General features: G+C 62.6%; 14 protein-coding genes. 6 read left to right on the top strand and 8 right to left on the bottom strand.

The features are described 5' to 3' along the window. Positions 1-5 precede the first annotated feature (5 nt). Positions 6-2,411: an aldehyde dehydrogenase family protein gene (locus BFN67_RS12480; protein WP_080919890.1), complete on the top strand. Its 2,406-nt coding sequence runs from the start codon at positions 6-8 to the stop codon at positions 2,409-2,411. A gap of 118 nt (positions 2,412-2,529) precedes the next feature. Here the strand turns inward: BFN67_RS12480 and uxuA are convergent, their stop codons facing one another. Next, positions 2,530-3,732: a mannonate dehydratase gene (gene uxuA, locus BFN67_RS12485; protein ID WP_080919891.1), complete on the bottom strand. Its 1,203-nt coding sequence runs from the start codon at positions 3,730-3,732 to the stop codon at positions 2,530-2,532. 504 nt (positions 3,733-4,236) lie between these two features. Here uxuA and BFN67_RS12490 point away from each other — a divergent pair. After that, positions 4,237-5,895, top strand: a complete 1,659-nt coding sequence (locus BFN67_RS12490) for an ABC transporter substrate-binding protein (protein ID WP_080919915.1) — start codon at positions 4,237-4,239, stop codon at positions 5,893-5,895. A 139-nt stretch (positions 5,896-6,034) separates the two neighbouring features. Then, positions 6,035-8,476, top strand: coding sequence for a GcvT family protein (locus BFN67_RS12495; RefSeq protein ID WP_080919892.1), 2,442 nt, complete (start codon positions 6,035-6,037; stop codon positions 8,474-8,476). 39 nt (positions 8,477-8,515) lie between these two features. Here the strand turns inward: BFN67_RS12495 and BFN67_RS12500 are convergent, their stop codons facing one another. Further along, positions 8,516-9,322 (bottom strand): helix-turn-helix domain-containing protein, encoded by an 807-nt coding sequence (locus tag BFN67_RS12500; RefSeq protein ID WP_080919893.1) that lies wholly within the window; start codon positions 9,320-9,322, stop codon positions 8,516-8,518. Positions 9,323-9,428: 106 nt separating this feature from the next. Between BFN67_RS12500 and BFN67_RS12505 the strand changes: the two genes are divergently transcribed. From BFN67_RS12505 to BFN67_RS12515, 3 genes are all read left to right on the top strand, one after another. Continuing rightward, positions 9,429-10,991, top strand: coding sequence for an ABC transporter substrate-binding protein (locus BFN67_RS12505; protein ID WP_080919894.1), 1,563 nt, complete (start codon positions 9,429-9,431; stop codon positions 10,989-10,991). A gap of 98 nt (positions 10,992-11,089) precedes the next feature. Next, positions 11,090-13,087, top strand: a complete 1,998-nt coding sequence (locus BFN67_RS12510; RefSeq protein ID WP_080919895.1) for a CocE/NonD family hydrolase — start codon at positions 11,090-11,092, stop codon at positions 13,085-13,087. Between the two features lie 82 nt (positions 13,088-13,169). Beyond that, positions 13,170-13,514, top strand: a complete 345-nt coding sequence (locus BFN67_RS12515; RefSeq protein ID WP_080919896.1) for a VanZ family protein — start codon at positions 13,170-13,172, stop codon at positions 13,512-13,514. A 110-nt stretch (positions 13,515-13,624) separates the two neighbouring features. On the opposite strand, the gene BFN67_RS12520 is transcribed toward BFN67_RS12515, so the two are convergent. The 6 genes from BFN67_RS12520 to BFN67_RS12545 all read right to left on the bottom strand — a co-directional run bounded on the left by BFN67_RS12520 (position 13,625) and on the right by BFN67_RS12545 (position 18,746). Beyond that, a complete protein-coding gene (locus tag BFN67_RS12520; RefSeq protein WP_080919897.1) occupies positions 13,625-14,257 on the bottom strand; it encodes a hypothetical protein in 633 nt (210 codons plus the stop codon). Beyond that, on the bottom strand, positions 14,257-15,138 hold the full coding sequence (locus BFN67_RS12525; RefSeq protein ID WP_080919898.1) for an ABC transporter permease: 882 nt from the start codon (positions 15,136-15,138) through the stop codon (positions 14,257-14,259). The genes BFN67_RS12520 and BFN67_RS12525 overlap by 1 nt, the downstream gene beginning before the upstream one ends. After that, positions 15,135-15,914 (bottom strand): ATP-binding cassette domain-containing protein, encoded by a 780-nt coding sequence (locus BFN67_RS12530; RefSeq protein WP_139789159.1) that lies wholly within the window; start codon positions 15,912-15,914, stop codon positions 15,135-15,137. The genes BFN67_RS12525 and BFN67_RS12530 overlap by 4 nt, the downstream gene beginning before the upstream one ends. A gap of 44 nt (positions 15,915-15,958) precedes the next feature. After that, the gene (locus BFN67_RS12535) at positions 15,959-16,414 is read right to left on the bottom strand and encodes a hypothetical protein (RefSeq protein ID WP_245295245.1); all 456 of its coding nucleotides are present in this window, start codon (positions 16,412-16,414) and stop codon (positions 15,959-15,961) included. A gap of 77 nt (positions 16,415-16,491) precedes the next feature. Continuing rightward, positions 16,492-17,436, bottom strand: a complete 945-nt coding sequence (locus BFN67_RS12540; protein ID WP_245295248.1) for a YVTN family beta-propeller repeat protein — start codon at positions 17,434-17,436, stop codon at positions 16,492-16,494. A 47-nt stretch (positions 17,437-17,483) separates the two neighbouring features. Further along, complete coding sequence (locus BFN67_RS12545; RefSeq protein ID WP_080919901.1) at positions 17,484-18,746, bottom strand: ABC transporter substrate-binding protein; 1,263 nt, start codon at positions 18,744-18,746, stop codon at positions 17,484-17,486. Positions 18,747-18,821 lie beyond the last annotated feature (75 nt).

The raw sequence follows: 18,821 nt of genomic DNA on the forward strand, positions 1-18,821 counted from the left end.
CTGCAATGCCGAGCGTCAAAGAGATCGTCCAGACCATGGAATACGGTGTCGCCCCCGAAGCCAATGCGGAAGTTTTGCGCTGGCTCGATGCCCGCGAAAGTTTCGGGCATTTCATCGGCGGGGCCTTTGTGCCGGGCGCTGATGGCGAAAGTTTTGCCGTGGAGAACCCGGCGACCGGCGAAGTTCTGGCGCATTGCGCGCAAGGTACGGAAGCTGACGTCGATGCGGCGGTGCAGGCGGCGCGGCGCGCCTTTCCGGCTTGGTCCGGCCTGCCCGGCCATGCCCGCGCGCGCTATCTCTACGCCTTGGCGCGGCTGTTGCAGAAGCGCGAACGCTTCTTTTCCGTGCTGGAAACCATGGACAATGGCAAGCCGATCCGCGAAAGCCGCGACATCGACATTCCGCTGGTCGTGCGCCATTTCTACCATCATGCCGGCTGGGCCGAACTGGTGGAGAGCGAGTTTCCCGGCAAGGGGCCGGTCGGCGTGTGCGGGCAGATCGTGCCGTGGAATTTCCCGCTGCTGATGCTGGCATGGAAAGTGGCGCCGGCATTGGCGGCCGGCAATACGGTGGTGCTGAAACCGGCGGAGTTCACGCCGCTGACGGCCCTTGCCTTTGCCGGGCTTTGCCAGGAAGCCGGCCTGCCGGACGGTGTCGTCAATATCGTGACAGGAGATGGCGAGACCGGCGCGCTGATCGTACGCCATCCGGACGTCGACAAGATCGCCTTTACCGGCTCGACCGAGGTTGGGCGCATGATCCGCGAGGCGAGCGCGGGCAGCGGCAAGAAGCTGTCGCTCGAACTCGGCGGCAAGTCGCCCTTCATCGTCTTCGACGACGCCGACCTCGACAGCGCGGTGGAAGGCGTGGTCGATGCGATCTGGTTCAATCAGGGGCAGGTGTGCTGCGCCGGCTCGCGCCTTCTGGTGCAGGAGAGCGTCGCCGCCCGCTTTGTCGAAAAGCTGAAGGCGCGGGCCGAGAAGCTGCGCGTCGGCGATCCGCTCGACAAGTCCACCGACATCGGCGCCATCGTCGCCGACGTGCAGTTGCAGCGCATCAATGCGCTGGTCGATGAGGGGCGCGGGGACGGCGTCGATTGTTGGCAATCGTCCGCGCCGCTTCCCAACAATGGATCGTACTTTCCGCCAACATTGTTCACCGGCGTTTCACCGGCCTCGAAGCTGGCGCAGGAGGAGATTTTCGGGCCTGTTCTGGTGGTTATGACCTTCCGCACGCCCGACGAGGCAACAATGCTTGCCAACAATAGCCGCTATGGGCTGGCAGCCTCCGTCTGGTCGGAAAACATCAATGTTGCCATGGACTTGGCGGCGGGTTTGAAGGCCGGCGTGGTGTGGGTCAATTGCACCAATATGTTCGATGCGGCGGCGGGCTTCGGCGGCTATCGCGAAAGCGGATTCGGCCGCGAGGGCGGGCGCGAAGGCTTGCACGAATATCTGGCCGGGAAGCCGGCGAAACCGGCCCGCAAGCCATTGTTTCCCAAGCCGGATTTTAGCGCAGCGCCGGCGGCTCGCACCGCCGGATCGGCTGCGGACAATACGATTCCGGCGCTGGATCGCACCGCCAAGCTCTATATCGGCGGCAAGCAGGTTCGCCCCGACGCCGGCGCCAGCTATGCGGTGCGCACCGCCGACGGCAGCCTCGTTTCGCAGGCCGGCCTCGGCAACCGCAAGGACATCCGCAACGCCGTCGAGGCGGCGAACAAGGCGACCGGCTGGGGCGGAAATGCCGGGCACAATCGTGCGCAGGTTCTGTTCTACCTGGCCGAAAATCTGGAAGCGCGCGCCGCCGAATTCGCCGCGCGCATCGCGCATCTGACCGGGTCGGGGCAGGAGGAAGCCATTGAAGAAGTACACCTTTCGGTGCAGCGCCTGAGCTATTACGCGGCTTTTGCCGACAAATATGACGGGCGGGTGCATGCCACGCGCGCGCGCCATGTCACGCTGGCGATGAACGAGCCGTGGGGCACGGTCGGCGTATGCTGCCCCGACGATTCGCCGCTGCTCGGCTTCGTCTCGATGATCGCGCCGCTGATCGCCATGGGCAATCGCTGCGTGGCGGTGCCTTCGCAGGTTCATCCGCTGGTCGCCACGGATTTCTATCAGGTGCTCGACACCTCGGATGTGCCTGGCGGTGCCCTCAACATCATCACCGGCGAGCGCGAAGCTCTGGCCCGCGTGCTCGCCGAGCACCACGATGTGTCGGCGCTCTGGTATTGCGGCACGCCCGAAGGCGCGGCTGCGGTCGAAAAGGCTTCCAGTGGCAATCTCAAGGCGACATGGGCGCTCGATCAGACGGCGATCGACTGGCGCGATCCGGCACAGGGCGCCGGTCGCGAGTTCCTGCGCCGCGCTACGCAGGTCAAGAATATCTGGGTTCCTTACGGGGAATAAAGCCTGATCCCGAAAAGTTGCAGACTTTTCGGATAAGATCATGCGGCAAGAAGCGAGCCTGATCCCGAAAGTTGCGGACTTTTGAGGATGAGGCTGGGAGCGAGAGCGGCCGTTTCGATCAGCCGCCTTCAAGACCGTGGCGCGGGTGTTGCAATGCCCGCATGACGCCACGCAATTCGGCCAGGCCCTTGAGCCGTCCAATGGCCGGATAGCCCGGCTGGGCGTGGCGGTTCACGTCGTCCAGTATGTCCTGTCCGTGGTCCGGCCGCATCGGGATCTGCCAGTCGGCGCGGCCTTCCGATTTGCGCCGCTTTTCCTCGTTCAGAAGGGCCGCGACCACCGCGACCATGTCGGTTCCGCCCTCCAGATGTTCGTCCTCGAAGAAGGTGCAGGGCACGGTGTCGGCCTCACGCCGCACATTGCGCAGATGAACGAAATGGATGCGCGGGCCGAGCCTTTCGGCCATGCCGGGCAAGTCGTTATCGGCGCGTGCGCCGAGTGAACCGGTGCACAGTGTCACGCCGCTGGCCGGGCTGTCGACAGCCTCCAGCACGGTGCGATAATCGGCCTCCGTCGACATGACGCGCGGCAGGCCGAGCAATGGCCACGGCGGATCGTCCGGATGGCAGCACAGCCGCATGTCCAGTTGTTCGGCGGTCGGAACCACTTCGCCGAGAAAATCGATCAGCCGGCGGCGCATGATCGACGCGTCGCTGTCGGCATAGGCGGCGATATGGCGGCGAAGATCGTCGAGCGTGTAGGTCTCGGCCGAGCCGGGCAGGCCGGCGCTGACATTGGCGGCGAGCGCGGCCCGCGCCTTGTCGTCGAGTTCGGCGGCCCGGCGCTCCGCAGCCTCGACAATGGGTTGCGGATAGTCCGATGCCGCACCCGTGCGCTTAAGGATGAAGAGGTCGAAGGCGGCGAAGTCGACGAGATCGAAGCGCATGGCGCGCGCGCCGCTTTCCGTTTCCCACCGCAGTTCGGTGCGCGTCCAGTCGAGCACCGGCATGAAGTTATAGCAGATGGTTTTGATGCCGCAGGCGGCGAGGTTTTCCAGGCTCTTGCGCCAATTGGCGATGTGTCGGGACGCCTCCGCGCCGCCGGTCTTGACCGCTTCGGAGATCGGAATGCTTTCCACCAGTTCCCAGGTCAGGCCGCCGGCAAGCGCCTCGTCCTGGCGCTTGCGGATTTCCTCGACCGTCCAGACTTCGCCGGTCGGAATGTGGTGGAGGGCACTGACAAGGCCCTCTGCTCCCGCCTGCCTCGCATCCCGCACCGAGACCCGGTCCACCGGGCCAAACCATCGCCACGTCTGCCGCATGCATCATCCTGTTATCATTGGCGTCCGCCACGCCTGTCGTTGTCGATTGCCTGTCATTACAACGGTGGAATGTCAATTGCGCGTGACCGCTGGTCCACCGGTTGCCGCGCGGCCAGACTTTTCGAGCATGTAACATATTCATTACCTGAGATTATGCTGGAGGTGCAAAAAAGTACTGTTGACGCGGGTGCATGCATGCTACCTGCTAATGCCATCCGAGCGAGGCGAATTTCATTTGCCGGCTGAACGAGAACGTCGGGAGGTATCGGAACAGGGTGGGTGGTACGACGCTTGTCGCGACTGTCGGGCGCCAGCATTATGGGCCGGCGGTCTATCCTGTGGCAAAGCTGCCATGCGCGCCAGCTTTAGCCCCGACGATAATCCAATTTGCGTACCGGACCGACCCTCGATGGTTTGAACGGGTGACGAATGCCGATGTTGACCAGGGAAGGTCGCGGCTTGGATGGTGAGCAACTGGGAACAAACAAAACAAAGGAGAAAACGATGAGATTCTTCAAGAGTAACAGCGATCGCGTGCCCGCCGTCATCGAGGAGATGGCGGTCGAAGCACGCGCTGGCCGGATGGACCGGCGCGAATTCCTTGCGCTGGCGAGCATATTCGGTGCTTCGACGGCCTTTGCCTATGGCATGCTCGGGCTTGCCGCGCCGACGCCGGCCTTTGCCGCGGACGAGCCCAAGAAGGGCGGCACATTGCGCGTCGCGATGCCGGTCAAGGCCCAGAAAGACCCGCGCACATATGACTGGGTCGAGATGGCCAATATCAGCCGCACATGGCTTGAGCCGCTGGTTCGCTACACCCGCGAATTCACCTTCGAGCCGGAACTGCTTGAAAGCTGGGAGGTCAATGACGACGCGACGCAATATATCCTGCATCTGCGCAAGGGCGTGACCTGGAACAATGGCGACGACTTCGTTGCAGACGACGTCATCTACAATCTCAACCGCTGGTGCGAAAAGAACGCTGCCGGCAATTCGATGGCGGCCCGCGTCGGTTCGCTGATCGACGAAAAGACCGGCAAGGCCAAGGACGGCGCGATCACCAAGACTGACGATCATACCGTCACGCTGAAGCTCAATTCGCCGGATATCTCGCTGATCGCCAACTTCACCGACTATCCGGGGCTGGTGGTTCACCGCAATTTCGATGCAGACGGCGCCAACCCCGTCAGCAAGCCCATCGGCACCGGGCCGTTCGAACTGGTGTCGTACAATGTGGGCCAGCGGGCCGAGGTCAAGCGCCGGGAGAACGGCAAGTGGTGGGGTGGCGAGGCGCCTCTCGATGCCGTCAATTTCATCGACTACGGCAACGATTTCTCGACGACGGTGAATGCTTTCGATTCCGGTGAAATCGACCTCAACTCGCAGACGCCTCCGGATTTCATCGAGATTCTGGACGGGATGGATCTGGTGGTGTCGGACGTCGATACGGCGACGACACTGGTTGCGCGCACGCATGTCGAAAACAAACCCTATGACGATCAGCGGGTGCGCAACGCGCTGCAGATGGCGGTGGACAACAATGTCGTGCTCCAGCTTGGCTATGCCGGGCGCGGCACGATTGGCGAAAACCACCATGTCAGCCCGATCCACCCGGAATATTATCCGCTGCCAAAGAAAAAGCGGGACGTCGAGGGTGCCAAGAAGCTCATGACGGACGCCGGCCAGATGGACTTCGAGCACGAGCTGATCACGGTCGACGAGGACTGGCAGAAGAATACCGGCGATGCGATTGCCGGACAGCTTCGCGAGGCCGGCATCAAGGTCAAGCGTACCGTTCTGCCAGGCACGACATTCTGGAACGACTGGACGAAATTCCCGTATTCCATGACGATCTGGTATATGCGCCCGCTTGGCGTGCAGTGTCTGGTTCTCGGCTATCGCACGGGCGGGGCCTGGAACGAGACAGGTTACTCGAACCCCGAGTTCGATAAAATACTGGATAAGGCGCTCGCCATCGCCGATCCCGACAAGCGCAAAGAGGTCATGAAGGACCTGGAGCAGATACTTCAGGATTCCGGCATCATCATCCAGCCTTATTGGCAAAAGGTGTACAGCCACATGACCAAGAGCGTGCGCAATTATGGCGTGCATCCGACCTTCGAGATGGATCTCCAGAAGGTGTGGCTGGATAGCGATAGCTGAGTAAGGCTCAGGCTGCTTTGACAAATGCTGCGGCATCCGCTCATTCGTGAGTGGATGCCGCAAGGTTCTGATCCGTCGAAATTGAAAGCCGGCGCTTCATGCGTTCGATCGAACGCCTCGGCGCTTCGAGGAGGTTCGAATGCAAAGCCATGCGCGTGTCGTCGTCGTCGGGGGCGGATGTGTCGGAGCCTCGATCCTTTACGGCCTGGCCAAGCGCGGTTGGACGGATGTTGCCCTGCTGGAGCGCACGCAACTTACCGCCGGCTCGACATGGCATGCCGCTGGCCTGATCCCCTCTTATGCCCGCAGCGTCAATATCGGCCGCATGATCGCCAAGTCGATCGAGATTTATGAAGGGCTGGAGGCCGAGACGGGGCAGTCCGTCGGCTGGCACAAATGCGGACAGTTGCGCATTGCCAACACACGCGACCGGCTGGACGAATATGTAAGCTATATGAGCGTTGCCGAGGTGCAGGGCATGCGCGCCGAACTGCTTTCGCCGGCCGATGCCCGCAAACTGTGGCCCTTGCTCGAGGGCAATCACGACATGCGCGGCGCGCTCTACCATCCCGACGATGGACATATCGCACCTGCCGACGTGACGAACGCGCTGGCAAAAGGCGCGCGCGACCGGGGTGCGAAAATCTATCTCGACACCGAAGTGCGCGGTTTTGAACGCCAGGCGGGCGGCGACTGGAAAGTGACGACCAACAAGGGCGACATCACCTGCGAGCATGTCGTCCTGGCCACCGGCAATTATGCCCGCCAGACCGGCGCCATGCTTGGGCTCGAGATTCCCGCGATCCCGATCGTCCACCAGTACTGGATCACCGATGCTGTGCCGGAGGTGGTGGAGCGCAAGCGGCAGGGACTGCCGGAAATGCCGATTCTGCGCGATGAAGATTTCGAAGGCTATCTGCGCGAGGAGGGCGACGGCCTGATGTTCGGCCCCTATGAGCGCACGGAACATCTGAAGCTGTTTGCCGAGGACGGCGTGCCGCACTGGTTCGGCGCCGACCTTCTGGAAGAGGATTTCGACGCCGTTGCCTGGAACTGGGAGCGGGCGATGGAACTGGTGCCGGCGCTCAGTCGTGTCGGCATCAAGGCCAATGTGCGTGGCCCGTTCCAGATGACGCCCGACGAGTTGCCGCTGGTTGGACCGGCATGGGGGCTGGATAATGTCTGGCTGGCCGAGGGCGTGCCGGGCGGCATTCTGTGGGGCGGCACCATCGGGCATTATCTGTCCGAGCGTATCGTCGAAGGCGGCAGCAGCGTCGACATGAGCGAGATCGATCCGCGCCGGTTCGGTGACTATGCCAACAAGGCCTGGACACGCGAGAAGGTGCGCGAGGCCTGGGGCACCCATGCCACGCAGCATTATCCGGGCGAGGACAGGCCCGCCGCGCGCCCGCAAAAGACCGCGCCTTCCTATGACCGGTTGACCGAGCTTGGCGCCGTGTGGGGCGTGCTTGGCGGCTGGGAGATGCCCAACTGGTTCGCGCCGCAAGGCGTCGAGGCCAAGGACCAGCTAAGCTGGCGCTGGACCGAAAAGGGCAGATATGTCGAGGCGGAAGTGCATGCGGTCCGCACCGCCGTCGGGCTCGTCGAAATGACGCCGATGACCAAGTTCGAGGTTGGCGGGCCGGGGGCGGAAACCTGGCTCGACGGCATTGTGGCCAATCGCCTGCCGAAAGCCGGGCGTATCGCTCTGGCCCATCATTTGACGGAGCGCGGCGGCGTGCAGGCGGAATATGTGATCGCCCGCCTTGGCGACGGTACGTTCTACATGATCTCGACGCCGCGTGCCGAGCGGCTCAATCTCGACGACCTGACAAAGCTCCTGCCGAAAGACGGCAGCGTGACGCTGCGCAATGTCACGGCTGAGCGCGGCTGCTTTACCATCGCCGGGCCGAAGGCGCGTGAGGTTCTTCAGCCACTGACCGAAATCGACCTTTCCAATGAGGCTTTCCCGTGGTTCTCCCTAAAAGTGGGGACGGTCGGCCTGGCCAGTGATGTGCGGCTCTTGCGGGTGAATTACGAGGGCGAGCTTGGCTGGGAGCTTTATCATCCGCTTGCCTATCAGCGTCATTTGCTGGATGCGCTGCTGGCTGAAGGCAAGGCGCACGGGCTGCGGCTTGTGGGGCTGCACGCGCTGGAATCGCTGCGGCTCGATAAGTCCTACCGTGCCATGTATCGCGACATGAACCCGGAGTGGAGCGCGTGGGAAAGCGGCCTCGACCGCTTCGTGCGCCTGGACAAGGGCGAGTTCATCGGCCGCAAGGCGCTGATGGCGGAAAAAGATCGTGGGGTGCGGCGTCGCTCCGTGACTTTGGCGATCCATACGGACGGGGCGAGCGTGCTGGCAGGCGAAGGCGTATATCACGCCAGAAGGCTGGCCGGGCAGGTCACGTCCGGCGGCTATTCCTATGCGCTCGGCCACGACATCGCGCTGGCGCTGTTGCCGGTCGAACTGGGTGTGCCGGGAACGGAGGTCGAAGTGCTGGTCATGGGCGAGATGCGTAAGGCGCGTGTCGTCGCCGACTCGCCTTACGATCCCGATGCGAAACGCGCCCGGATTTGACGCGCCCGTGCCGCACCGGCCTTGCCGGGCGAAACGTTCTCACGGCTTTTGGGACGCGGCGGTCAATGGCTGGGCTTCTGTCAGGAAAGACACGACCACGGACGGCAGCGCGGCCGAGGCCGGCTCGTAGATGCCGCAATTGGCGATCAGGCCGCGTCTGTCCACCGGGGTGGCAAGCCGGCGCCAGATGGTGCGGGTGGCATAGGGCAGATTGTTGTTGCGCCACGATATGCCCATCGTCAGCCCGCGAAGATAGCGGCGTTGATAGAGTTCGAACGGCGTCAGGATCGTCTGCCCGAAAGTCGGCGTTTCGCCGCGGGTCAGTTCAGTGAGGAACAGGCGCTGGCGCCGGAAGGCGACGAGGCCGAGATAACGCGATCGCTGCACGATGCCGCTTTCCCGATCGGCAATGCGTTCCAGCGATGTCACCAGCACCATGCCGTCCTGTTCGCGCAGATGCGCACAGGAACAAACGATCCTGCCCGGCCAGGATAACGAGGTGTGCCATGTCTGGTAAAAGCCAAGATAGGCGCGCAGCGCCCTGAGGTCACCGGGATAGGCGCCGCCGAGCGGCCCGAGACCGGGATTGGAACCGGAAGCCGGCTGGCGGCTCGCAAGCAGCCTGAGGCGAAAGGTCGGTTCCGGCAGGGCGAAATCGGCCGGGTCGAGACCGAAAGCGGCGGCGATGCGCGAACGGTTGTGCGCCGATGGCACGGTTCCGGTGTTGAGATAACGGTTGAACTGTTGCCGGTTGATGCCGACGGCACGGCATAGATCCGAAATCGACTTGCGCGTGCTGCACGCCAGCCTGAGATTGCTGCCGAAATTGTGATCGCCTTCCCCCATGTCTGTAGAGTAAACTCGCGTAAAGCCGCGTCAATGCGCGAAATTGCACTGCGACAATCTGGATTGAAATATCGTCGGTGAAACATTTTCGTTTTTGAGGATCTCCATGATCGATCTGGGCAAGACATTGAATCTTTCGCGCCGCGGCTTCCTGCAGGGAAGCGCGCTGCTTGGCCTGACAGCCGCGACCGGAACGCTGGCTTTGCCAGCCAGGGCGGAAACGCCCGTGCATGGCGGCACGCTGCGCATGGGGCTTGAGGGCGGCGCCTCCGCCGACACGTTGGACCCGGCACTCGCCTCGGCAAGCGTGCTCTTTGTGATCGCCCATTGTTGGGGCGATACGCTGATCGAATCCGACCCCAAGACCGGCGCGCCGCTGCCCTCGCTCGCCGAATCCTGGTCGCCCTCGCCGGACGCCAAGGTGTGGACCTTCAAGATCCGCAAGGACGTTCGCTTTCACGACGGCAAGCCGATGAAGGTGGCGGACGCGGTTGCGACGCTGGAGCGTCATGCCGGCGCGAAGTCGCAGTCGGGCGCACTCGGCCTGCTTTCGGGTATCGACAGGATCGAGGACAAGGCCGGCGATCTGGTCATCACGCTGAAGGAAGCCAATGCCGACCTGCCGCTGGCGCTCACCGATTATCATTTGCAGATCCAGCCGAACGGCGGCAACGACGACCCCAATGCGGCGATCGGCACCGGCCCGTACAAGCTGCTTAAATTCGAGCCGGGCGTTCGCGCCACCTTTGAGCGCAACAAGGACGATTGGCGCCAGGATCGCGGCTATGTCGACAATGTCGAGATCACCGTGATGAACGATCTGACGGCGCGTATCGCCGCGCTGCAATCGGGCGAGATAGATTTCATCAACACCTTGGCGCCGAAGGTAGTGCCGCTTTTGAAGCGATCGGACAGCGTCGAGATCCTGCGCACGCCGGGCAAGGGGTTCTATTCCTTCCTGATGCATTGCGACACCGCGCCCTTCGACAACAACGACCTGCGCATGGCGCTGAAACTGGCGATCGACCGCGAGGCGATCCTCAAGCAGGTGGTTGGCGGCTTCGGCACCATCGGCAACGACTACCCGGTGAACGCCAGCTACGCCTTGGCGCCGACCGATATTGAGCAGCGTGTCTACGATCCCGAAAAGGCCGCCTTCCACTACAAGAAATCCGGCCATGACGGGCCGATCCTGCTGCGCACCTCAGATGCGGCTTTTCCGGGCGCGGTCGATGCCGCACAGCTTTTCCAGATGAACGCGGCCAAGGCCGGCATCACGCTCAATGTAGAGCGCGAACCGGCTGACGGCTACTGGACGGAAGTGTGGAACAACAAGCCCTTCTGCGCCTCCTATTGGGGTCCTCGCCCGACGCAGGATGCGCGCTATTCGACCTCCTATGTTTCCACCGCCGAATGGAACGACACACGTTTCAAGCGGCCGGACTTCGACAAACTGGTGATCGAGGCGCGCGGCGAGCTGGACGAGACCAAGCGGCGCGCGCTTTATCGCCAGATCGCCCTGATGGTGCGCGACGAGGGCGGGCTGATCCTGCCGGTGTTCAACGACTATCTGAACGCGTCGTCGAAGAAGCTGAAGGGTTTCGTCCACGACATCGGCAACGACCTTTCCAATGGCCGCATCGCCAGCCGGGTATGGCTGCAAGCCTGATCTCCCTCGGGCCGGGCGACGGCTGACTTTTTCTTCCTGCGCCTGACGGCGCCGGCGGTCCGCCTTCGCGCACCGCCGGAATTTCCATGGTTGGTTTAATGACGAACAAGAATTTCCGTGTGATCGAAAATGAATGGATCGTGCTGAAGGACGGCACGCGTCTGGCCGCCCGTATCTGGATGCCAAATGATGCCGGGCAAAATGCGCCGGTGCCCACGGTTCTGGAATTCCTGCCCTATCGCAAGCGCAACGGCACCGCGCCGCGCGACGAATCCACTTATCCGGTGTTCGCCGCGGCGGGCATTGCCGGCATCCGCGTGGATATTCGCGGCAGCGGCGAATCCGATGGCGTGATCGACGGCGAATATACGCCGCGCGAATTGTCCGACGCCGTCGAGGTGATTGAATGGATTGCCGCCCAGCCCTGGTCGAACGGCAGCGTCGGCATGATGGGCATTTCCTGGGGCGGTTTCAACTGCCTGCAGGTGGCGGCTCTGAAGCCACCGGCGTTGAAAGCGGTGATTTCGATTGCCTCGACCGTCGATCGCTACAATGACGACATTCACTACAAGAACGGCACGCATCTTTCGGCGCAGTTTTCATGGGCGGCAACGATGAGCGCCTATGAATCTCGCGCGCCCGACCGCGATATTGTCGGCGACCGCTGGCGCGACATGTGGCTGGAGCGGCTGGAGGGCGAACCGTTCTTCATGGAGGAATGGCTTTCCCATCAGCGCCGCGACGAGTTCTGGCGGCATGGCTCGATTAGCGAGGATTTTGAAGGCTTTCCAATCCCCGCTCTGGTGCTTGCCGGCTGGGCTGACGGCTACCGCAACACGCCGTTGAAGGCGGTGAGCGGCATGCCCGGCAAGGCCAAGGCGCTGATCGGCCCCTGGGTGCACAAATATCCGCATTTCGCCTATCCGAAGCCGCGCGCCGATTTCCATGGCGAGGCCATCGCCTGGTGGCGCCGTTGGCTGTGCGATGAAGAAAACGGCGCCGAAGCCGTGCCGCAGGTGCGCGCCTATATCCTCGACGGGCCGCGTCCGTCGCGCTGGCGCGAGGCCGATCCGGGCTATTGGGTCGCCAAGGACGCCTGGAGCGATCCGCAAATGCTGGCCCTTTCCGTCAATGCGTCCGGCCGGCTGGAGCGCGACGCGGCAAGCCGCGTGGGCGGCAGCGCCGTGCTGCAATCGCCGCTCGACACCGGCACGGCGGCGGGCGAATTCTTCACCCTGAAGCCGGATACGGAAATGGCTGGCGACCAGCGCCTCGACGATGCCGGCTCGCTGATCTTCGACAGCGATGTTCTGGCGGATGAATGCGTCATTCTCGGCCAGCCGGTGCTGAAGCTGCGGCTTTCCAGCGATGCGCCGCTGGCCAATCTGGCGGCAAGGCTGGTCGACGTTCATCCCGACGGCACGGCCACGCGCGTGTGCTTCGGCGTGCTCAATCTGGCGCATCGCGATGGCAATGCCGAGCCGAAGGCGCTGGAGCCGGGCAAGACGGTCGAGGTGGAACTGGTTCTGGATGCCTGCGGTTATCGCTTCGCGCCGGGCCACCGCATCCGCCTGTCGCTGTCCAGCGCCTACTGGCCGCTGATCCTGCCGCCGCCTTTCGACGCGAAGCTTGATATCGAACTCGGCTCGATCGAGATCGGGCTGCCGCTGCTCGGCGAGCATAAGCGCATCGACGTGCCGGAGCCCGCCAATCCCGACCCGCTGCCGCATTACGACACTTTGGAGGAGGGGTCGGCGGGCCGCACGATCGAGCGTGATGTGCTGAATGGCGTGACGCGTTACAAGGTCAGCGAGGACACCGGCCTGAACAGTCACCCCGGCAACGGGCTGATGGCCCGCGACGTCACTGAACAGGTCTGGTCGATCGGGGCCGGCGATCCGCTCTCGATGACGGCGACGATCACCTCGCTGTGCATCATCGCGCGCGAGGGATGGGAAACCATGACCCGCAGCACCATGACGATGTCGTGTACCGAGACGGAATGGGTAGTCTCGGAGCATATGCAGGCCTTCCATGACGGCGCCACTGTCTTCGACCGCGAGCGCAGCGCGCGCATCCCGCGCGACCATATGTGAGGGTGCAGTAATCCATAAGCCGGCGTCCGGATTCTTCGTCCGGGCTCTGGCGTCTCGGCCGGCGCGCCGCTATGGATGGGCAATGTCACGAACTGTCTTTCAGGTGGCCGGCTGGCTGCTCTTCATCGCCGTTGTCGTAGTAACCGTCTCGCCGATCGGCTTGAGGCCGCATACCTCTTTCGGGGCCGGCCCGGAGCGCATGGCCGCTTTTTTCCTGTTGGGGCTGCTTTTCGGCATTGGCTATGACCGTCACTGGCTGATGACGATTGCGCTGGTGATCGCCATCGCCTTCGGGATAGAGGCCCTGCAATTGTTGGCCCCAAGCCGGCATGCCCGGTTCGATGACGCTCTGGTCAAGGCCATCGGCGCCGTGATTGGCGTGGCGGCTGGCTATGTCATAGCCAGGATGAGTTGGCTCCGCTCATAGCTGAACCTACAGCCAAGGCGGCCGCCGCAAGCCTGAGCCGAAATCATTTCACCAACACGGCAAAGCCGGGTTCGGCATCGGCATCGCCGACAACGATCCCGCCGAAACGGTTACTTTTTTTCCTTTGCCGGCAGCGCCTCCTGTGTCGCCTTGGCGAGTTGATAGAGCCGCTGCGCGATGATCGTCGGCACTTCGCAGACCGAACTCAGGGATTGCCGGCGCTCGTCATAGATGCGGGTGGCGAAATTGAACTCATCGGTTTGCCGTTCGACCTCGTCGGGGTCGGCATCAGGCTTGGCGCGCAACGCATCCAGCGCCGAGCTTTGCTTGCGCAGGGCGTCGGCCATGGCAACCTGTCGATGCGCATAGCGGGAAATCCCTTCCATGACGCGCGTGCGCTCGGCATCCATATGGTCGAACAGGCCCTGCACCAGCATTTCCAGCTTTGGCGTCGCCTGATCGGCGGGCAGCGTTGCGGCGAAGTCCTGGATGCGCTTCACCGCTTCCTCCAGCGGCACGCGCCGGGCCGATATGTCTGCCACCAGCGTTGAAATCTGATGGTCTTTTTCCCAACCGGCGGCCGCTTTCGGCAATTCAGGCCCGTTCCAGACCTGGCCGACGGAAAGATGCGGCACCTTGCGCTGGACGCAGGGCCAGTCCGGATCGACATTGGCGGCCGCCGCGCCCGCCGGCGCGAGCAGCGGTGCAAAGGCGACAATCGCGGCAAGAAGCATCTTGGCCATCAGGCGTTACCTCCTATTTCCTTCTTGCGGTTCATCAATCCGCGCGCCGGGTCATAAGCAAGGATCGCGGCAGCGAGAAACAATATTGTGCTGGCGCATACCACGCCGAGCGATGTCCACTCGATCTGCCCGTAAAGCGCGAAGCGCACCAGTTCCACGGCATAGGTGAACGGATTGGCGCGGCAGATCCAGTAAAGCGGCGGGCTCGCCTCTTGAATGCGCCACAACGGATAGAGCGCCGGAGAGGCGAAATAGGCGGGGAAGATCACGAAGTTCATTACCCCCGCAAAATTCTCCAACTGCCTTATGATGGAAGACAGCACCATGCCGAGCGCGCACAGCATCAGCCCCGCCAGAAACAGCGCCGGCAGGACATAGAGATAGCCCATTGCCGGTGCCCGTACATGAAAGAGCCACGCAACGGCCAGAAAGGCATAAACCTGCACGATCGAGACGCTGACGCCGGCCAGCATCTTGGAGATGAGCAGGAACCAGCGCGGGAAAGGGCTGACGAGCAGCGTGCGCATATTGCCCATCTCGCGGTCATAGACCATCGACAGCGACGACTGCATGCCGGAAAACAGCAGGATCATCGCGCACAGGCCCGGCATGATATAGACCTCGTAGAGCACGTAGGTCTTGTAGGGCGGAATGATCGAGACGCCGAGCACCTGACGGAAGCCGGCGGCGAAAATGAACAGCCAGATCAGCGGCCTGACCAGCGAGGCGATGAACCGTTCGCGCTGGTGCAGGAAGCGCAGGCTTTCGCGCAGCACGATGCCCTTGAGGCAGATCATGTATTGGCGAAAACCGGGCCGCACGCCGCGCGGTGAAAGCGCGCTGTCGTGGGTGCCGGATGTGACGGGCGGCGGCGGGCTCATGGCATCGCCTCCGCTGCTGCAGTGCGGTTGAGCCGGGTGAACGCCTCGCCGATCGAACTGCAATCGCTCGCCTGGACGATATCGCGAACGCGGCCCTGCGCCACGACTTCGCCCTGCCGCAAAATCACCGCGTCGTCATCCTCGTCGACCTCGTCGATCAGATGCGTCGCCCACAGGACGGCGAGGCCGCGCGTCGTCACCAGATTGCGGATCGTTGCCATGATGCCGGCGCGTGAGCGGATATCGAGCCCGACCGTCGCTTCGTCCAGCAGCATCAGGGGCGGGCTGTGCAACAATGCGCGCGCGATCTCGACGCGCCGCATCTGGCCGCCCGAAAGACTGCGCGCCTTGTCATTTATCCGCTCGCTCATCTCGACCGTCTCAAGGACGGCAGAGATGCGCGCCGTCGCCTCACGGGCGCCGATGCCGTGCAGGCAGGCATGATAGGCAAGGTTCTGCCGCACGCTGAGATCGAGATCGAGCGTGCGCGCCTGAAAGACGACGCCCATGCGCCGCAGCGCCTCGCCGGAATCGCGGTTGATGTCATGGCCGAAGATGCGGATCGCACCATGGCGTGTGTCGTAAAGATGATTGGTCAATGAAAACAGCGTCGTCTTGCCGGCTCCATTGAGGCCGAGCAACACGGTGAAACTCGCAGGGCGGACGATGAACGACACATCCTTGAGCGCCTGTTTATGGCCGTAGAAATGGCTGACGCCGGCGACATCGAGCGCCGCCGGTTTGCCTTCACGGTCGATTGTTCTCACATGCTGCAAGCAGTGCTCCTTTCCTCCCATTAATAAGACGGGAAGAAAGCCGGCTATTTGATGGTTATGGTTCCCTTGACGCCCTTGTCGGCGAGATCGGGCACCGACCATGTGTATTTGCCTGGCCGAACCGTATGGAACTGCACCAGTATGGTGCCCTTGTCGTCGAATTCCAGCCAGGCCGGGGCGCCGGCCATGTGAACCTCGAGATCGTCGATGACGATCTGGTCGACCCAGACATTGCGGAACAGATCGGTCATGAACTTGTATTCGAAGCCGCCCTCGGAGGTGATCTTCCAGCGATAGCCCTGGTTGGCAATCAGTTCGAAATCCTTGGTGTTGACGTCATAGTTGGAATCTTTCGAGCCGATGATCAGCTCCGGCACGTTCTGACTTGAACGCGTGTGCTGCGGCGCATCATCGTCATCGTCGGCCGCATGTGCCGCAAGGGGGCTAAGGCCAAGCCCCGTAAAGGCGATCAAGGCGATGGCGGTGCAAAATTTCATCATGTTCTCCCCGTTGGTTGCAATTTGGCAGGTGGTATGGAGCCTGATCCGAAAAGCCTGCGACTTTTCGGGACCGGGCTCTAGTTCGGTGCGACGATGACCCCCCAGGGCTCCTTGCCCACGGTGAGCGACTGGACAGGCTCGTCCGTCGCCGCATCGATGAAGGTGATGTCGTTGGAATTGCCGTTGGTGGAAATCAGCGTCTTCTGGTCCGGCGTGAACGCCAGATGCCAGACGCGCTGGCCGACGAGGATGTATTTCAGCACCTCGTAGGTCTTGGTATCGACCACCGCGACATGGTTGGCGGGACCGAGCGCGATATAGGCCTTCTTGCCGTCGGCGCTGATATTGACGCCGACCGGCTGGATCGTCTCGGCCCTGAGGCCGGGGATCTCGAAGGTGATCTTGTGCACCACCTCGCGCTTGGCGTTGTCGATGACGCTGACCGTGCCGCCGACCTCGGCGCTGACCCAGACCTGCGAACCGTCCGGCGTGAATTCGGCATAGCGCGGCCGGGTGTCGACCAGCACATTGTCGACCACTTCATGCGTCTCGGTGTCGATGAAATGCGCCATGCTGGTGGTCTCGGACGTATTGACCAGCACCTTGCCGTCCGGGCTTATCCCCATGCCTTCCGGCTCGACGCCGACCGGGATTTCCGAAAGCACCTTCTTGTTCTCGACATCGATGACGGTGACCAGATTGTCGTCCTCATTGGCGACGTAGAGCTTCTTGCCGTCGGGCGAGAGCACGAAAAGCTCGGGGTCCGGCCCGGACGGCAGCGAACTGACGATCTCCATGGTCGCGGTGTCGATGACCTCAACCGTGTCGTCGTCACTGGCGCACAGATAGATGAACTTGCCGTCATGCGAGATGGTGATGCCGCGCGGCCGCTGGCCGACATCGACCGTCTTGACCACCTTCATCGTGTCGGTGTCGACGACACTGATCGAATTGCCCTTCTCGTTGGAGACATAGGCGGTATAGGCGAAGGCGGGGCCGCCGGTGACGCTGGCGGCAAGCATGGCCAGGATCAATGCTCTTGGTCGCACCTGAATTCCTCCCGTTCGGTTCATTTGAGAACGCATTTGGTTTCCGGCTTGTCCACGCCGAGCGTGTCCAGTTCGGAAACCTGATGAAGATAGCCTTCCTGCGGCGAGGTCGAGATGACCGACCTGGTGTCGCCCAGCAGGATCGGCTGCCGAAGCTGAAGGTTCCAGTCGCGGAAGGTCAGCTTCTGCCCCTTGAAGGCGGCGACCGAAAACTTGTCGGAACGCAGATAGGCGTCCATCGTCTCGGGATCGGTGCCCTTGGCGCGGGTGGCCGCCTCGCCGACGACGCGAACCGCCGTCCATGCCAGCATGTCCTTGGACAGCATGCGCCGCCCGGTGGCCTTGAGGAAACGGCTCTGCATCTGAATGCCGGCCCATTGCTCGCTGGCCGGGTGCCAGGCCGAGGGCACGAGCCCGGTGGTTCCGGCCACCGGGCGCGGCATCCAGGTGCGGTATGGCACATAGGTGCCGAACACCTCGCTCTCGTCGGCGACCAGCATCACGTCGTAATCGGGAAGCCCCTGCGTGAAGGTCGAGATCAGCTTCTGGATCTGCACCGCGCCAGTGTCGGTGCGGCGCGCCGTGCCGGTGTCCTTGAATTCCTTCTCCGCCAGGATTTCGCCGCCGAAACGCGACGCGGCCCGGCGCAGCGCATTGGCAAAGAGATGGTCGCCCTCATGCGAACCGTAGATCAGCACCCATTTCGGCCAGCGCTTCCACATCAGATATTGCGCCAGCGCATCGGCCAGCATGGAGCGCGTCGGCGCGATGTGGAAGACGTTGATGCGGCAATTCTCTTCGCGCAAGCTGTCGTCGGTGGCGCCGATATTGAAGATCAGCACGCCCTTGTCGCGGGCGATGTCGGCGATCGCCAGAATTTGCCTGGCCGAAAGATCGGCCACCACATAGCGGTCGCCCTTGGCGACCAGTTGGTTGAAGGCGGCGACCGGATCGTCCTCGGGCTTGATCTGGATCGTGTCGAGGGTGAAATGCTGACGCAGGAACTTGCCGGTCGTGTCATTGTCGGCAATCGCCACATTGGCTCCGGCAATGCCTTCGTCCTCGGGCGGCTGGTCAAGCAGGGAAAGCGTCAGATGCGGCTTGAAAGCACGCAGATAGCCGATCCGGATTTCTGTGATCGGCTTTTCAGCCTTCTTCGCCGCCGTGGCCTGGGCCGGCTGTTCCTGCGCTATGGCAGATGAACCGTTAACCGCGAGGCCATTGACCGCAAGAGCAAGTGCGCCCAAGAAGACCGCGACGCTGCGTGGTCTCGCATCTGTCATAAACAAATAACCAATTCTCGCGCCAAAGTCCGAACTTGTCGGAAAAAAGCGAAGTCAAGGTGCCCGTGGCGGACT

This window comes from Manganibacter manganicus (genome assembly GCF_002075885.1).
Classification (GTDB): domain Bacteria; phylum Pseudomonadota; class Alphaproteobacteria; order Rhizobiales; family Rhizobiaceae; genus Mesorhizobium; species Mesorhizobium manganicum.

What these genes read in the sequence shown, in the direction of transcription:
- BFN67_RS12510 (WP_080919895.1), top strand. Translation starts at nt 11,090, where the DNA reads ATGACGAACAAGAATTTCCGTGTGATCGAAAATGAATGGATCGTGCTG.
- BFN67_RS12535 (WP_245295245.1), bottom strand. Translation starts at nt 16,414, where the DNA reads ATGATGAAATTTTGCACCGCCATCGCCTTGATCGCCTTTACGGGGCTT.
- BFN67_RS12540 (WP_245295248.1), bottom strand. Translation starts at nt 17,436, where the DNA reads ATGCTTGCCGCCAGCGTCACCGGCGGCCCCGCCTTCGCCTATACCGCC.
- BFN67_RS12520 (WP_080919897.1), bottom strand. Translation starts at nt 14,257, where the DNA reads ATGGCCAAGATGCTTCTTGCCGCGATTGTCGCCTTTGCACCGCTGCTC.
- BFN67_RS12525 (WP_080919898.1), bottom strand. Translation starts at nt 15,138, where the DNA reads ATGAGCCCGCCGCCGCCCGTCACATCCGGCACCCACGACAGCGCGCTT.
- BFN67_RS12545 (WP_080919901.1), bottom strand. Translation starts at nt 18,746, where the DNA reads ATGACAGATGCGAGACCACGCAGCGTCGCGGTCTTCTTGGGCGCACTT.
- BFN67_RS12515 (WP_080919896.1), top strand. Translation starts at nt 13,170, where the DNA reads ATGTCACGAACTGTCTTTCAGGTGGCCGGCTGGCTGCTCTTCATCGCC.
- BFN67_RS12495 (WP_080919892.1), top strand. Translation starts at nt 6,035, where the DNA reads ATGCAAAGCCATGCGCGTGTCGTCGTCGTCGGGGGCGGATGTGTCGGA.
- uxuA (WP_080919891.1), bottom strand. Translation starts at nt 3,732, where the DNA reads ATGCGGCAGACGTGGCGATGGTTTGGCCCGGTGGACCGGGTCTCGGTG.
- BFN67_RS12480 (WP_080919890.1), top strand. Translation starts at nt 6, where the DNA reads ATGCCGAGCGTCAAAGAGATCGTCCAGACCATGGAATACGGTGTCGCC.
- BFN67_RS12490 (WP_080919915.1), top strand. Translation starts at nt 4,237, where the DNA reads ATGAGATTCTTCAAGAGTAACAGCGATCGCGTGCCCGCCGTCATCGAG.
- BFN67_RS12505 (WP_080919894.1), top strand. Translation starts at nt 9,429, where the DNA reads ATGATCGATCTGGGCAAGACATTGAATCTTTCGCGCCGCGGCTTCCTG.
- BFN67_RS12500 (WP_080919893.1), bottom strand. Translation starts at nt 9,322, where the DNA reads ATGGGGGAAGGCGATCACAATTTCGGCAGCAATCTCAGGCTGGCGTGC.